Annotated in this window: 9 protein-coding genes; 2 read left to right on the top strand and 7 right to left on the bottom strand. The window is 65.6% G+C overall.

Going from position 1 to position 15,705, the window contains the following annotated elements:
- Positions 1 to 187 precede the first annotated feature (187 nt).
- The 4 genes from DNX69_RS12180 to DNX69_RS12165 all read right to left on the bottom strand — a co-directional run bounded on the left by DNX69_RS12180 (position 188) and on the right by DNX69_RS12165 (position 6,340).
- Entirely contained in the window at positions 188 to 1,078 is an 891-nt protein-coding gene (locus tag DNX69_RS12180) for an NAD(P)-dependent oxidoreductase (RefSeq protein WP_110786246.1), read from the bottom strand.
- Positions 1,079 to 1,084: 6 nt separating this feature from the next.
- Positions 1,085 to 2,216 (bottom strand): peptide chain release factor 2 gene (gene prfB, locus DNX69_RS12175; RefSeq protein ID WP_110786245.1). Its coding sequence is split into 2 segments (ribosomal slippage): positions 1,085 to 2,146 and positions 2,148 to 2,216, totalling 1,131 coding nucleotides; the frame shifts between segments, so codons are not numbered across the junction.
- Positions 2,217 to 2,326: 110 nt separating this feature from the next.
- Positions 2,327 to 4,822 (bottom strand): penicillin-binding protein 1A, encoded by a 2,496-nt coding sequence (locus tag DNX69_RS12170; protein WP_110786244.1) that lies wholly within the window; start codon positions 4,820 to 4,822, stop codon positions 2,327 to 2,329.
- A gap of 207 nt (positions 4,823 to 5,029) precedes the next feature.
- On the bottom strand, positions 5,030 to 6,340 hold the full coding sequence (locus DNX69_RS12165) for an N-acetylmuramoyl-L-alanine amidase (RefSeq protein ID WP_110786243.1): 1,311 nt from the start codon (positions 6,338 to 6,340) through the stop codon (positions 5,030 to 5,032).
- Positions 6,341 to 7,041: 701 nt separating this feature from the next.
- Between DNX69_RS12165 and DNX69_RS12160 the strand changes: the two genes are divergently transcribed.
- Positions 7,042 to 10,278, top strand: coding sequence for an Rne/Rng family ribonuclease (locus DNX69_RS12160; protein WP_110786242.1), 3,237 nt, complete (start codon positions 7,042 to 7,044; stop codon positions 10,276 to 10,278).
- A gap of 379 nt (positions 10,279 to 10,657) precedes the next feature.
- Here the strand turns inward: DNX69_RS12160 and DNX69_RS12155 are convergent, their stop codons facing one another.
- The 3 genes from DNX69_RS12155 to DNX69_RS12145 form a co-directional block, all read right to left on the bottom strand.
- Positions 10,658 to 11,995 carry a dicarboxylate/amino acid:cation symporter gene (locus DNX69_RS12155; protein WP_110786299.1) on the bottom strand — a complete coding sequence of 446 codons (1,338 nt, stop codon included), beginning with the start codon at positions 11,993 to 11,995 and terminating at the stop codon, positions 10,658 to 10,660.
- 96 nt (positions 11,996 to 12,091) lie between these two features.
- Positions 12,092 to 12,649, bottom strand: coding sequence for a biotin transporter BioY (locus DNX69_RS12150; protein WP_165825248.1), 558 nt, complete (start codon positions 12,647 to 12,649; stop codon positions 12,092 to 12,094).
- Positions 12,650 to 12,807: 158 nt separating this feature from the next.
- Positions 12,808 to 13,998 carry a pyridoxal phosphate-dependent aminotransferase gene (locus tag DNX69_RS12145; RefSeq protein WP_013502762.1) on the bottom strand — a complete coding sequence of 397 codons (1,191 nt, stop codon included), beginning with the start codon at positions 13,996 to 13,998 and terminating at the stop codon, positions 12,808 to 12,810.
- 107 nt (positions 13,999 to 14,105) lie between these two features.
- On the opposite strand from DNX69_RS12145, the gene DNX69_RS12140 reads away from it, so the two are divergent.
- Complete coding sequence (locus DNX69_RS12140) at positions 14,106 to 15,533, top strand: M48 family metalloprotease (protein ID WP_110786240.1); 1,428 nt, start codon at positions 14,106 to 14,108, stop codon at positions 15,531 to 15,533.
- Positions 15,534 to 15,705 lie beyond the last annotated feature (172 nt).

Genomic DNA, 15,705 nt, shown 5'->3' with positions numbered 1-15,705 from the left:
CCAATGTCCCAGAGATAGAAGACGCTGACTATATCGGAAGGTCGATCAACGCATACGAGGAACGCGGGCCGCTCCTCCGCCAGGTTCAGCAGCCTGACATCGGCCAGCGTCGACACAACCAACCCGCGCAACCGCAAATCGGTCGAGCCGCGCTGTGCGAACGACGCGTTTTAGAGAATCACGATTCTCAAACTCGAGGCTGATCCGACAACAACTCGATCAGCCGCCCCTCATCCTCGGCCGGCATAGCGGCTGCAGCTTTGGCGTAGATCTCGACCGCGGCGCGGCTGAGCGGGAGATGCGGCAGGAGCGCTTCGCCGAGCTTCAGCGCATACACCGCATCCTTGTGCCGGAGCGCAGCCGTAAAGGTCGCGTTAGTGAAGTCACGCGCGATCATCCGGGGAGCGTGGCGGACGACCTGCGGACTTGCAACGACGCTGCTGAGGATCGCTTCGCGTACCAGCGCCATGTCGAGACCGGCCTGCTCGGCGATCGCAATGCCTTCGGCGATGCCGGCGATCTGGATCGCGCCCATCAGATTGTTGATCAGCTTGTAGACGGTGCCGGCGCCCACCGGGCCGAAATAGCGGATCGTCTGGCTCAGCGGTGCCAAGAACGGCCGCGCCTGATCGAGGTCGTTCGGCTCGGCGCCGATCAGCAGCGTCAGCTCGCCGCGCGCAGCAGCATCGGGCAGCCCGGTGACCGGACAATCAATGTAGACGAGATCTCGCGCGCGTAGCGCGGCGGCCATGTCGAGGGCGTGCTGATGCGACACCGTCGAACATTCGATCGCCAGCGCATCCGCTGGGGCGGTCGATGCCGCGCCCTCGGGACCGAGCCACACCGCCTGCGAGGCGGCATCGTCGGCGACCATCGTCAGGATGGCACGGGTCTCGCGCGCAGCTTCGGCGGGACTATCGGTCCACCGAGCGCCGCGGCCGATCAGATCGTCCGCCTTGGCCTTGCTGCGATTCCACACGGCAACGTCGAAGCCCGCATCGAGCAGCCGCCCGGCCATGCCGTGCCCCATCTTGCCGAGGCCGATGAAGGCGACACGGGTTCGGGGCCGATGCGCCATCGCGGCTTAGTCCACGTCCTCGATCGCGCCCGGTCCGCCGCCGAAGGCGCGTTGCGCCAGCGTCGCGGCCATGAACTCGTCGAGATCGCCGTCGAGCACCCCGGCGGTGTCGGAGGTCTGCACGCCGGTGCGCAGGTCCTTCACCATCTGATACGGCTGCAGCACGTAGGAGCGGATCTGGTGGCCCCAGCCGATTTCGGTCTTGGCGGCCTGGTCGGCGGCGGCCTGCTCTTCGCGCTTCTTCAGCTCGATCTCGTACAGCCGCGCACGCAGCATGTCCCAAGCCTGCGCCCGGTTCTTGTGCTGCGACCGGCCGGCCTGACAGACCACCGCGACGCCGGTCGGAATATGCGTGAGGCGCACCGCGGATTCGGTCTTGTTGACGTGCTGACCGCCCGCGCCGCCGGACCGCATCGTGTCGACACGCACGTCGGATTCGGCGATGTCGATCTTGATCGAGTTGTCGATCACCGGGAAGATCTGCACACTCGAGAACGAGGTATGTCGGCGGGCGTTGGAATCGAACGGCGAGATCCGCACCAGACGATGCACCCCGGCCTCGGTCTTCAGCCAGCCATAGGCGTTATGGCCGGAGATCTGGATCGTCGCCGATTTGATCCCGGCCTCTTCGCCCTCGGACTCTTCGAGATACTCGATCTTGAAGCCGTGCTTCTCCGCCCAGCGGACGTACATCCGCAGCAGCATCGAGGCCCAATCCTGGCTCTCGGTACCGCCGGCACCGGCATGGACTTCGAGATAGGTGTCGAAGCGATCGGCCTCGCCGGACAGCAGCGCTTCCAGCTCGCGGCGCGCGACTTCCTTCTTCAGCGCCTTCAGCGCGTTCTCGGCTTCCTTGACGATGCCTTCGTCGCCCTCGGTTTCACCGAGTTCGATCATCTCGACATTGTCGGTGAGCTCGCGCTCGACCTTGCCGATGCCGGTGAGCGAATCCTCCAGCGAGGTCCGCTCCTGCATCAGCTTCTGAGCCTTTTGCGGATCGTTCCAGAGGTCGGGATCCTCGGCGAGCTTATTCAGCTCCGCGAGGCGGACGGTCGACTGATCGACGTCAAAGATGCCTCCTCAGCAGCCCGACTGACTGCTTGATCTCTTCGACGAGGCGTTCGATTTCTGCGCGCATGGGATCTCTTCGGAAGCGGCGGTGCCGCGAATGCTGAGACGCGATTTAACGGGCGACGCGGCAAAGCGCAATCGCCCGTTGGGCTCAAGGCCGGATCGATCCAAACTGGATCAATAAAGTCCGCCGGTGCCGGGCCGGAAGAAGCCGCGATCATCCGGCGGCGGCGCCGCCTGCTGCGGCTGGCGACCGTCGGCATCGGCGACGCCGATCACCGAATAATTGTCCGGCGGCGCGGTGCCCGGCTTGAACGCTTCGAGAATGGTGCGGGTATCGCCCGGCCCGGCCCGCATGCCGCTCTTGGCGTCGACGCGGATCAGCTTGATGCCGGCCGGCACGCGGAACGGAACGGCCGGCTTGTCGGCGAGCGCGAGCTTGAAGAAGTCCTTGGCGACCGGGGCGGCGAGATGGCCGCCGGTAGCGCCGCGGCCGAGGTTGCGCGGCTTGTCGTAGCCGAAATACACACCGACCACGAGATCCGGCGAGAAGCCGATGAACCAGGCGTCCTTCTCGTCGTTGGTGGTGCCGGTCTTGCCGGCGATCGGCTTGCCGACCTCACGCACCACGGTGGCGGTGCCGGCCTGGACCACGCCTTCCATCATCGAGGTGATCTGATAGGCGGTCATCGGATCGAGCACCTGCTCGCGGCGGTCGACGAGCTGCGGTTCGGGCTGATTGTGCCAGCCTTCCGGAGCCTCGCAGCCGCGGCACTCGCGCTGGTCGTGCTTGAAGATGGTGTGGCCGTAACGGTCCTGAATCCGGTCGATCAGCGTCGCCTTCACCCGCCGTCCGCCATTGGCGAACATCGAATAGGCGGTGACCATCCGCATCACCGTGGTTTCGCCGGCGCCAAGCGCATAGGATAGATAGTTCGGCAACTCGTCGTAGACGCCGAACCGCTTGGCGTATTCGCCGATCAGCGGCATGCCGATGTCCTGCGCGAGCCGCACCGTCACGGTGTTGAGCGAGCGCTGCAGCGCGTTGCGCAGCGTGGTCGGACCGTAATACTTGCCGGTCGAATAGTTCTCCGGCCGCCACACCCCAACGCCCTGCCCCTGGTCGATTTCGATCGGGGCGTCGATCACCACCGTCGACGGCGTGTAGCCGTTGTCCATCGCGGCCGAATACACCAGCGGCTTGAACGACGAGCCCGGCTGCCGATAGGCCTGGGTGGCGCGGTTGAACTGGCTCTGGTCGAACGAGAAGCCGCCGACCATCGCCAGCACGCGGCCGGTCCACGGGTCCATCGCCACCATCGCGCCCGACACTTCAGGAATCTGCCGCAGCCGGTACTGGCCCTCGATCACCTTGCCCTCTTTGTCGAGCAGCGGGTCGACATAGACGACGTCGCCGGGCGACAGCACGTCCGAGACCGTTCGCGGGGTCTTGCCGCGGGACGAACCGCTGGTTGGCTTGGCCCATTTCACGCCTTCGAGCGTGACCAGACCGGTCTCGCGCTGCTTCGAGATCGCGCCGCCGAGCTCGCGACCGGGCTGGAAGCCGATCCGCGCCGACTGATCCGAGGTCTCCAGCACCACCGCCATCCGCCACGGGGAGATGTCGGCGAGCGATTTGACGTCGGCGAGCTTGATGCCCCAATCGCCGGAGATGTCCAGCTTGTGGGCCGGGCCGCGCCAGCCGCGCGCCTCGTCGTAGCGGACCAGCCCCGCCACCATGGTCTTCCGCGCCTCGACCTGCAGCTTGGGATCGAGCGTGGTACGGACCGACAATCCGCCCTCGTACAGCTTCTTTTCGCCGTAGCGCTCGAAGATGTCGCGGCGGACTTCCTCGGCAAAATATTCGCCGGCAAAGGTGTGAGCGAGATTGCCGCGGTTGGTGACGACCAGCGGCGACTTGCGCGCCTTGTCGGCGTCGGCCTGACTGATCCAGCCGTTCTCCAGCAGACGATCGATCACGTAATTGCGGCGCTCGACCGCGCGGTCGTGGTTCTTCACCGGGTGCAGCGACGACGGCGCCTTCGGCAGCGCCGCCAGATAAGCCGCCTCCGAGACGGTGAGCTCGTTGACCGACTTGTCGAAATACACCAGCGAGGCGGCAGCGATGCCATAAGCGCCGAGACCGAGATAGATCTCGTTGAGATACAGTTCGAGGATCTTGTCCTTGGAATAGGCGCGCTCGATCCGCATCGCGAGCAGCGCTTCCTTGATCTTACGGGTGAACGACACCTCGTTGGTCAGAAGGAAGTTCTTGGCGACCTGCTGAGTGATGGTCGAGGCGCCCTGCGGCCGGCGGTTGGTGCCGATGTTCTGCGCATACAGCAGCGCCGCGCGCGCCATGCCCTGATAGTCGATGCCGCCGTGCTCGTAAAAATTCTTGTCTTCGGCGGCCAAGAAGGCGTTGATCACCAGCTTCGGCACTGCCTGGATCGGCAGATACAGCCGGCGCTCCTTGGCGTATTCAGCAAGCAACGAGCCGTCGGATGCATGAACCCTGGTCATCACCGGCGGCTCGTAGTCCTGAAGCTGCGAGTAGTCCGGCAGATCCTTGGAAAAATGCCAGATCAGTCCAGCAGCGACCGCGACGCCGACCAGGAACACGATCGTGCCGGCCGCGAACAGGAAGCCGAAGAAACGCAGCAGCAAGCGCATCAGAGAGTTCCGTTTCATCCAGGGCCGCACCTCGCGGCGGATGTCCCTTGACCGAGAATGCCGTCGTTCGCAACCCGTGCGGTGCACGCTACCGGGCGAGGCCCAATTGCAATCGACCTCACGAACCGCGCAAGACGTCTTATAGAACTTCCGCTGTGGCCAAACTAGGGCCCGCCGCGCCCCCTCACCGTACCGGAAATGCCGAAATTAACCCGGCTGGCCGGCCGAAACCAACCGCCTGCTCAGAAACGAATCAATTGCCTGTGCCACGGCCCCAACAGTCTTGTTGCGCCATTGCTCGGACAAAAGGTGCTGCAGATCGGCCTTGTTGGAGACATAGCCGAGCTCGATCAGCACCGACGGCACGTCCGGTGCCTTCAGCACCCGGAAGCCGGCCGACTTCAGCGGACGTTTGTGCATCCGCGTAGCGGTCTTCATGTCCTTCATCAGTTGCTGAGCGAATCGGCTGGAGAACGTCTTGGTCTCGCGCTGGGCAAGGTCGATCAGAATGTCGGCGACGTCGGTCGGCTCCTCGGTAAGGTTGACGCCGCCGATGGCGTCGGCCTTGTTTTCCGCATCCGCCAGCCGCTGCGCTTCGGCGTCGGAAGCCTTATCCGACAGCGTGTAGATGGTCGCGCCCTGGGCGTCGCCTTCGCGCCGCGGCAGCGCGTCGGCGTGGATCGACACGAACAGCGCCGCTGACTGCTCGCGCGCGATCTTCACGCGATCGTTGAGCGGAATGAAGGTGTCATCGTCTCGGGTCAGCACCACGCGGAATTTGCCCTGCCGGACGAGCCGGTCGCGCAATGCGAGGGCGAAATCCAGCACGATGGTCTTCTCCGCGACGCCGTCGGCCGATTGGGTGCCGTTGTCGATGCCGCCGTGGCCGGGATCGAGCACCACCACCGGCCGCGGGTCGTCGCGCTCCACTTTCGGCGTCGGCGCGCCGCGCGGCACCCCCGCGGTGGCCTCGGCGCCCGCCACGGTCGGCCGCAGTTCCGCGACGCTGTCGGCGGTGCGCAAGGCTTGCACAAAGGCGTCGCGGTCGATCGTTTCGAGGTCGATCACCAGCCTGGCCGGCTGGCCGTTGGCGGGGTCGAGCATCTCGGTCTTGGCGATCTTCACCGGCCCGGTGAGGTCAAGCACGATGCGAGAGCCGCCCGGCATCACCAGCCCATAGCGGAAAGCCTTGATCAGGCCGCGACCGTCCTCACCCGCCCCTTTCGGCAGGCGGAAATTGATCTGCGGCAGATCGATCACCACGCGATAAGGATCGGCCAGCGCGAACGCACGCAGCGGCACTTTTTGGTCGAAATCGACGATCAGGCGGGTCTGTTTGTCGTCACCGGCGACGCGAGCATCGGATACAGTGGGGAAACTCGCGGCGACCGGCACGGCGGCACTGGCGGCCGGCTCGGCAGTCGCGGCAACGACTGCAGCGGGCGTCAGGCAAAATAATGCTGCAGCGCACGCGACAAGCGCACTGAACAAAACAAAATGATTTGCGCGGCGTGCCAAACGAATCCCAACCCTCCCGGAAGTCGTTCTACCGCAATAGGACCGCACGGTTAATTGGAGCTTAAATGACCTCGGGATGAAACCTGCGGGGTGTTGCCGGGCCGCGACGCTCGCCTTGCAACCGACACCCAATCCACGTATGTATTTACTGCTGACGGTCTATACTACCGGTTGTGTCGCGTTCAGCCACTCGGTGCAGCGCCAAGTCCCCGAACCCAATCCGGTGGATTTTGCGTTTTGCCGGCCCCTCCGAGCCAGCGCAGTGCGCGGCAGGTCAAGGAGTGCCGGCCCAGCCCGAACGGCGTCCGTCCCCGGGCCTTCTCTACGTACCAGGGACGGTTCAACACTTCATGACCGGCCACATTCGGCTCACCGGCCGGATGCCCTACTCCGGCTTAGCGCCTCGGCGCGGAGCCGGCCCATCAGCGAAACGACACGGCGGCTGATCGAGCCGCCACCTGTTCAGACGGGCCGACGCTTAATGCGCCAGACTGCGACGCCGAAAACGACCCACGCAAAGGCCGCGCCGCCGCGAAGCTATCGCTTCGCCTCGCACGTCGCCTCGGGTCTCCGACCGGCACGGCACACCGCGACGCGCTTCGGCCTTCCCCTCACCCCCGAATCAGGTGGACCGTCGCGTCTGCCGGCCGCGCTGCTTGCGCGAGCCGTTTCGCGCGCGCTCCGCCGACATGAGTTGAAAAATGGCCAACAAGATGCTGATCGACGCCACCCACCCGGAAGAGACCCGGGTGGTCGTGGTCCGTGGCAACCGCGTCGAAGAGTTTGATTTCGAAACCGCTCAGCGCAAACAACTCCGCGGTAACATCTATCTCGCGAAAGTCACCCGGGTCGAACCCTCGCTGCAGGCCGCCTTCATCGAATACGGCGGCAATCGCCACGGCTTCCTCGCCTTCAGCGAAATCCATCCCGACTATTATCAAATTCCGGTCGCCGACCGGCAGGCCCTGATCGAGGCCGACGAACGCGCCCACCGCGAAGCTGAAGAAGAAAGCGAACAGCGCTCCAGCCGCCGCCGGTCGCGGCATCGCAGCCATCGCCGCCGGAACAATGGCGAGCGGGTGCAGAGCGAGATCGTCGAGGCCGCAACCGACGCCTCGGCGGAGCAACCGTATCCGGTCGCCGAGCAGCCCGAAGCCCATGAGGCCGAGGCTCACGAGGCCAACACCTACGAGACCGCGGCGCACGAGGCAGAGACTCACGCATCCGGAGCGGACGAGGCTGATGCCCCCGCCGCCGAGCAGCTGATGCACGAACTGCCGGAGGCTGAGACCGCCGAGCAGCAACAAGATACTGCGGATGGCGCCACGGCGCACGAACCGGCCCAGCCCGACGCCGCCCCGTCCGCCCCGGCTGTGAGCCCCACGGTCGAGGCCGCGGCTGCCGAGCCGGAGGTGATCGCCGAGGCTCGCGCCTCGTTCGATGCGCCGCAACTGGCTGCGTCGCAGGACGAAGTCGAGGCGCACGCCGACGGGCAGCCTGACGATGACCATGCCGAGGTCAGTGCCGGCTTCGTCGAGGACGCACCGTTCCCGATCGACGAGCAGCACGACGGCGATGAGGACCACGAGGCGCACGACGATCACGCCGATCACGAGGCTGAGACCGACGCCGACAGCGAGGCGGAAGCCGAGGACGACGACGAGGATGACGAAGACGACGCCGAGGAGGACGTGGTCGAGTCCGTCGGCGGCGACGACGTGCTCGAGGAAGTGCCGGAACGCGCCTTCCGTCCGCGCCGACAGTACAAGATCCAGGAAGTCATCAAGCGCCGCCAGGTGATGCTGGTGCAGGTGGTCAAGGAAGAGCGCGGCAACAAGGGCGCGGCGCTCACCACCTACTTGTCGCTCGCCGGCCGTTACGCTGTCTTGATGCCGAACACCGCCCGCGGCGGCGGCATCAGCCGCAAGATCACCTCGGCGCAGGACCGCTCGCGGCTGAAGGAAGTGGTGCAGGACCTCGACGTGCCGGAAGGCATGGGCGTGATCCTTCGCACCGCCGGCGCCTCGCGGACGAAGCCGGAGATCAAGCGCGACTTCGAATACCTGATCCGGATGTGGGAGACGGTGCGCGACGTCACGCTGAATTCGCAGGCACCGAAGCTGGTCTACGAGGAAGGCTCGCTGATCAAGCGCTCGCTTCGCGACCTCTACAACAAGGAGATCGACGAGGTGCTGGTGGCCGGCGAAGCCGGCTATCGCGAGGCCCGCGACTTCATGCACATGCTGATGCCGTCGCAAGTACGTGCGGTGAAGCTGTATCGCGACGGCCAGCCGCTGTTCTCGCGGATGGGCGTGGAGAGCCAGCTCGACGCGATGTTCTCGCCGACCGTGCAGCTCCGCTCCGGCGGTTACATCGTCATCAATCAGACCGAAGCGTTGGTCTCGATCGACGTCAACTCGGGTCGCTCGACCCGCGAGCACCACATCGAAGACACCGCGCTCAAGACCAACGTGGAGGCCGCCGAAGAAGTCGCGAGGCAGCTCCGGCTGCGCGACCTCGCCGGCCTGATCGTCATCGACTTCATCGACATGGACGAGAAGCGCAACAACCGCGCGGTCGAGCGCAAGCTCAGCGACTGCCTGCGGCAGGATCGCGCCCGAATCCAGGTCGGCCGCATCTCACATTTCGGTCTGCTCGAAATGTCGCGCCAGCGCATCCGCGCCAGCGTGCTGGAGAGCTCGACCGAGCCCTGCCCGCATTGCGGTGGCTCCGGTCACGTCCGCTCGGTCTCCTCGGTGGCGCTGCAATTGCTGCGCGGCCTCGAAGAAATGCTGATGAAGGGCGCGACCCACAATCTGATCGTGCGGACCCGAACCGACGTGGCGCTGTATGTGCTCAACCACAAGCGCGGTCACCTGCGCGACCTCGAGACCGGATTCCGGGTGTCGCTGTCGGTGCTCGCCGATCCGACCGTCAGCGGCCAGCAGTCGTTCGTGATCGACCGCGGTGAGCAGGTCCACACGCTCGAGACTGCCAAAGCGCTGCTCGCAGCGCAGGTCGCGGCCTCCCCGGCCCCGATCGAGGAGCCGGACGACGAGGACGGGTACGAGTTCGAAGCCGAGATCGAGACCGAGGAAACTGTCGGACTCGCCGAGGATCAGGGCGGCGAAGCTGGCGAAACCGAGAGCGATAACCGCAAGCGTCGCCGTCGCCGTCGCCGTCGGCGGTCGGGTGAGCCGCGTGAAGCAGCCGAGGCCGGCGCAGCGGCCGAGGACGGCGAGCAGCCGTTCGCGACCGAAGGTGTCGAGCAGGTCGGCGAAGCTGACGAGGGTGACGAGGCCGGCGACGACGACAATGAGGGCGAAGCTCGTGCCGATCAGGGCGAGAACGGCGAACGCCGTCCGCGCCGCCGTGGTCGTCGCGGTGGACGCCGCCGGCGCGGCAACGCTGAAGGCGGCGAGAACGAGGCCGAAGCCGGCGTGGTCGGCTCGATCGGCGACGAACTCACCGCGACGGACGAAGCGGAAGCTTCGGACGCGGTCGCGGACTTCGACGGCGGAAGCCCGTCGGTGCAGCCCAGCTTCGATCCGGCAGTCGAGCCGGAACAGCCGCAGCACGTCGCGCAATCCGAACCGCAGCCCGCCCCGGCAGCGGAGGCCGCAAGCGCCAGCGAGCCGCCGGCCGAAGACGACAGCGCCGCCAAGAAGGCCGCGCGTCGCCGCTCGACGGTGCGCGAAAAGGTGAGCTTCGGCGCACCAGCCGCATCGGCAGAGACGACGATCGAAGCGCCTGCCGAAACGCAACCCGCGCCAACCGCCGAGGCGGAGCAGCCAATGGCGTCGGAGCCTGCGGCCGAAGTCCCGGCTCCGACCGCCGAGGCCGCACCGCAGGCAGCCGCGCAGCCCGCGCAGGAGCCCTCCTCCAACGCCCCGCGCCGGGTCGGCTGGTGGTCCCGCCGATTCGGCGGCGGCAATTAATCGGCCGCCAATGCAATCGCCTGCAAAATGCCCGCGCACGCCGCGGGCATTTTCATTTCAGGCACTGGTCAGGCATTGGTGATGAGATCTGCGCTCGGCTGCGCTGCATCAGTTTGATCAGCCCTGACGCCCCACTCGCAATGCCCGGGCTCGTCCCACGCATCCACGCCTTGAAGCCGAAGTTGCGAGGAAGACGTGGATGGCCGGGACGAACCCGGCCATGACAAAGTAAGTGACCAACCGGCCATCGTCTTAAGAAGCCGCGAATTGTCTACGACTCCGGGGCCGCATCCTCAGACAACAAGTCGCCTCAAAACGTCGATGCCCGCGACAAGCGCGGGCACCGACTTTGTCGTTGCAATCGTTGGTTCCGAAGTCGTCAGCCGGTGGTGACGGCCGTCTCGACGTCGGATGGATCGATGGTGCGGTTGAGATTGGCGTGCAGCCGATCGTGGTCGAGTTCGCCTTCCCACCACGACACGAACACCGCGGCGACACCGTTGCCGGTGATGTTGGTGAGGGCGCGGACTTCGCTCATGAACTTGTCGATCGAGAACACGATCGCCATCCCCGGCAGCAGCGCCGGATTGACCGCGGCGAGCGTGCCGGCGAGCGTCACGAAGCCGGCGCCGGTGACGCCGCTGGCGCCCTTCGAGGTCAGCATCGCCACCAACAGGATCGCGACCTGGTGGCTGAAGGTCAGTTCGATGCCGAGCGCCTGGGCGATGAACAGCGTCGCCAGCGTCATGTAGATGTTGGTGCCGTCGAGGTTGAACGAATAGCCGGTCGGAACCACTAGGCCCACCACCGACTTCGAACAGCCGAGCCGCTCCAGCTTTTCCATGAGTTGCGGCAGCGCGCTTTCCGACGACGAGGTGCCGAGCACGATCAAGAGCTCGTCCTTGATGTAGGCGATGAACTTGAAGATGTTGAAGCCGACGAACCGCGCGATCAGCCCGAGCACCAGCACCACGAACAGTGCGGCGGTGGCGTAGAACAGCAGCACCAGCCCGAGCAGGTTGCTGAGCGCCGCCGGGCCGTATTTGCCGATGGTGAAGGCCATCGCGCCGAACGCGCCGATCGGCGCCGCTTTCATCACGATGGCGATGACGCCGAACACCGCGTGCGCGGCGTCGTCGATCACGTCGCGCAGCCGGTGGCCGCGCTCGCCGAGCGCCATCAGCGAGAAACCGAACAGCACCGCGAACAGCAGCACCTGCAGGATATCGCCCTTGGCAAAGGCGCCGACCACGCTGTCCGGGATGATGTGCAGGACGAAGTCGACCGCCTTCAGATGGCTGGCCTGATCGACGTATTTCTCCACCGCGGCGGCGTCCGGCTTGGCGGCGAGACCGTGGCCGACCTGAAACAAATTGCCGACGATCAGGCCGAGCAGCAGCGCGAAAGACGACACCACTTCGAAATACAGCAGCGCCTTGACGCCGACGCGGCCGACCTTGCGGGCGTCCTGAATGTGGGCGATGCCCGACACCACGGTGCAGAAGATGATCGGAGCGATCACCATCTTGATCAGCTTGACGAAGCCGTCGCCGAGCGCCTTCACCCATTCGTTGGTGGCGATATGCGGCGACAGCCAGCCGAGCAGCACGCCGAGCACGATGGCGAACAGTACCTGGACGTACAGCACCTTGTAGAACGGCTTCGACTTGCCGCTCTGCGGCAGCGCCAGTGCATCGATATCGGTCGTCGCCGACATGGCCATCACTCCACTCGCTTGATGCCTGTCGAAGAATGTGACGTTGCTGACCGACCGCAGGCAGACCGGCCAGCCAAGTCGATTGACTTTGAACCGTCAGCGTTGGCGGTCGAGGATGCGGCGCATCGCGGGTAACAAGGTCGCGCCAAGCGCGGACTTGACCAGCGAGCCGGCGAGGAACAGAACCACACCGATCCACCAGGCCTTGGCCACGCCGAGATGCAGACCGAAGGTGAGCCAGGTGAAACCGAGTGTCAGGATGGCGAGGTGGCCGGCGAGCATCGCTGCGAACAGCTTCGGCACCGAGCGATCGCAGCCGCGTTCGGCGAACCACCCGACCAAGACAGCGGCGACCACGAAGCCGCCCAGATATCCGGCGGTCGGGCCGAGCAGCGGCGCCAGTCCACCGACCGGGCCGGCGAACACCGGCAGACCGACGCCGCCCGAGACGAGATAGGCGAGTAGTGTCGCGGCACCGAGCTGCGCGCCATAGGCGGCCCCGATCAGCACCACCACCAGCGTCTGCAGCGTCATCGGTACCAGCGGCAGCGGCAAATTGACCTTGGCCGACAGCGCCAACAACAGCACGCCAGACGCGACCAGAACGATCGCCCGCAACCAGACAGAGAATCCGCCCGAGTGCTGCGGCCACATGCGAGCAGCAAGCACTGCGTGGCCGCCGGTGCACGGCGGCGCGGACGAACCGAGCGGCAAGGGAATTCTCCCGGGAGAAATTAGTCGCGGGAGCCTATAGCGACGAAATGCCGCAAAGATCAACCTTTGAAATCGCCAATCCTGTCATGCGGCCGAGATCATCGGCCGAGCCAGGCGGTGATCCGGCGTACCGCTTCGCGCATGTCCTCCGCGGACCTGGCATAGGAAAACCGCACGAAACTCTTGCCGCGCACCGGATCGAAATCGATCCCCGGCGTCGCCGCCACCCTCGCCTCCTCCAGCATCCGCCTGGTGAAATCGTAGCTGTCGGACGTGAAGGCGGAAACGTCGGCGTACAGGTAGAATGCACCGTCGGCCGGCAGGAACTCGGTCAAGCCGGCCTTCGGCAGCCCTTCGATCAGAATCGCCCGGTTCTCTTCATAGCCGCGCTTCACCGCTTCCATCTCGTCGCGACCGTCGAACGCCGCCTCGGCGGCGATCTGCGACAGCGTCGGCACCGAGATCGCCAGATTCTGCTGCAGACGCTCGACCGGCCGCACCAGGCTTTCCGGCAGCACCATCCAGCCGACGCGCCAGCCGGTCATGCAGAAGTACTTCGAGAACGAATTGATCACCACCGAGTTCGGCGACAGTTCCGCGGCCGTCACCGCGGGGAATGCGTAGTCGAGGCCGTGATAGATTTCGTCGGAGATGAAGCGGATGCCTTCGCTCTCGGCGACCGCGATCAGTTCGGTGAGCGCTTCGCGCGTCATCATCGTGCCGGTCGGATTGGCCGGACTGCCGACCAGCACGCCCTTCAGCGGCGCCTTGCGGTGCGCGGCGAGCAGCGCTTCGCCGGTCAGCGCATGACGCGTCTCGCTGTGCGTCTCGATCGGCACCGGCACGCAGCCGAGCGCATTCAAAATGTGGCGATACGGCGGATAGCCCGGCACCGTCACCGCCACGCGATCGCCGGGCTCGAACAGCGCCAGAAACGACAGGATGAACGCGCCCGACGACCCAGTGGTGACCACGATGCGGTCCGGATCGACATCGCAGCGATAGGTTTCGCGATAATGCTTCGCGATCCGTGCGCGCAGCGACGGAATCCCAAGCGCGGAGGTGTAGTCGATCCGGCTGCTGTCGAGCGCCGCATGTGCGGCGGCAAGCGCGGCGCGCGGCGCTGGCGCCCACGGCTGTCCGACTTCCATATGAATGACGTGACCGCCGGCCGCTTCGATCCGGTCGGCAGCCGCCATCACGTCCATCACCATGAACGGCGGTACGTCGCTGCGGGCGGACGCGGTCAACAATCCGCGCGCACGTTGTGTCTTGGTCGCATCGAGCATTGAATTCTGCTATCCCCGCGCGGTCTGTTCGGTGAACCCGCTGCGCGCCGCGCCGCTGCCGTCTTGCTGGGCCGACCAGGAGATACCCGGAATTCGATGCACGGCCAATGCTGAACGACATTGCAGTTTTCGCCGGACGGCTATGCCCGTCCGCACGCAAACACGCTTCGCGGCTGGTCGCGGGCTTCCTTGCGCTCGCGCTGGCGGTCCCGCCGGTTCCCGCGCTGGCGCAGGCGCGTGGTCAGAAGGGCCCGCCGCTGCTGCGCGACACCGAGACCGAGCAATTGCTGCGCGACTACACCCGGCCGATCCTGCGCGTCGCGGGCCTTGAGAAGCAGAACATCCAGGTCGCGATCATCAACGATCCAACCTTCAACGCCTTCGTCGCCGATGGCCACCGCATCTTCGTCAATTACGGCGCGCTGTTGCAATCGGAGACGCCGAACCAGTTGATCGGCGTGCTGGCGCACGAGACCGGCCATCTCGCCGGCGGTCACCTGTCCAAGCTGCGAACTCAGATCTCCAACGCCCAGACCCAGATGATCGTGGCGATGCTGCTCGGCGTCGGCGCGATGGTCGCAGGCGCCAATGCCGGCCCGGGCAGCGGCGCCAGCAACATCGGCGCCGCCGCGATCTCGGCCCCGCAGGAGATTCTCCGGCGCAATATTCTGTCGTATCAGCGCCAACAGGAAGAGAACGCCGACCGGGCGGCGGTGAAATTCCTCAACGCGACGCAGCAGTCCGCGAAGGGGATGTACGAAACCTTCCAGCGCTTCACCAAGGAGAGTCTGTTCGCAGCGCGCGGTGCCGACCCGTATGCGCAATCGCATCCGATGCCCGCCGAACGCGTCGCGGCCCTCGCCGACCTCGCCCGGTCGAGCCCTTATTGGGACAAGAAGGACGATGCGGCCCTGCAAATGCGCCACGATATGATGCGCGCCAAAGTGTCGGGATTCATGGAGCGGCCGGATACGGTGTACCGGCGCTATCCGGCATCGAACACGAGCCTGCCCGCGCGCTATGCCCGCGCCATTGCCAGCTATCTGCACGGCGATCCGCGCTCTGCACTGGCGCAGATCGACGGTTTAATTCAGGCGCAGCCCAACAACCCGTATTTCTACGAATTGCGTGGCCAGGCGTTGCTCGAAGGCGGGAAACCTGCCGAAGCGATCGCACCACTACGCAAGGCGGTGGCGATGACCCGCGGCGCGCCGCTGATCGAGATCCTGCTCGGCCAGGCGCTGGTCGCCAGCAACAACAAGGCCTACACCGACGAGGCAATTCGAATCCTGCGCGGCGCGCTTGGCCGCGAAGGAGAAGTACCGATGGGTTACAGCCAGCTTGCAATGGCCTACGGCCAGAAGGGCAACTACGCCGAGGCCGATCTCGCTTCGGCACAGGCGGCTTACTTGCGCGGCGATTCGAAAACCGCGCGAGAGCTGGCGGCTCGCGCCAAATCCCGCTTCCCGGTCGGTTCACCGGGATGGGTCAAAGCCGACGACATCGTCGCGGCGAAGATGCCCGGACAAAAGTAACCGGTCCGCGGTCGATTGTCGCGCCGCGACGGATTGTCCCTCACCCGCTGCTCTGCCACACTCCCGGTGTGGAGATTTTGTCCGCCTCGTGAGTCTTGCGATCGCCCCGACATCGCGGTCGATACATTGGCAGGAAGTGCACTGGCGGTCGATGCATTGAACGCCCCGCGCT

The organism is Rhodopseudomonas palustris (genome assembly GCF_003226555.1).
Lineage (GTDB): Bacteria > Pseudomonadota > Alphaproteobacteria > Rhizobiales > Xanthobacteraceae > Rhodopseudomonas > Rhodopseudomonas palustris_I.
This window is presented reverse-complemented; position numbering and strand designations above follow the sequence as displayed.

Coding starts and splice junctions, on each gene's coding strand:
- DNX69_RS12180 (WP_110786246.1), bottom strand. CDS start 1,078: ATGGCGCATCGGCCCCGAACCCGTGTCGCCTTCATCGGCCTCGGCAAG.
- DNX69_RS12170 (WP_110786244.1), bottom strand. CDS start 4,822: ATGCGCTTGCTGCTGCGTTTCTTCGGCTTCCTGTTCGCGGCCGGCACG.
- DNX69_RS12160 (WP_110786242.1), top strand. CDS start 7,042: ATGGCCAACAAGATGCTGATCGACGCCACCCACCCGGAAGAGACCCGG.
- DNX69_RS12155 (WP_110786299.1), bottom strand. CDS start 11,995: ATGTCGGCGACGACCGATATCGATGCACTGGCGCTGCCGCAGAGCGGC.
- DNX69_RS12150 (WP_165825248.1), bottom strand. CDS start 12,649: ATGTGGCCGCAGCACTCGGGCGGATTCTCTGTCTGGTTGCGGGCGATC.
- DNX69_RS12145 (WP_013502762.1), bottom strand. CDS start 13,998: ATGCTCGATGCGACCAAGACACAACGTGCGCGCGGATTGTTGACCGCG.
- DNX69_RS12140 (WP_110786240.1), top strand. CDS start 14,106: ATGCTGAACGACATTGCAGTTTTCGCCGGACGGCTATGCCCGTCCGCA.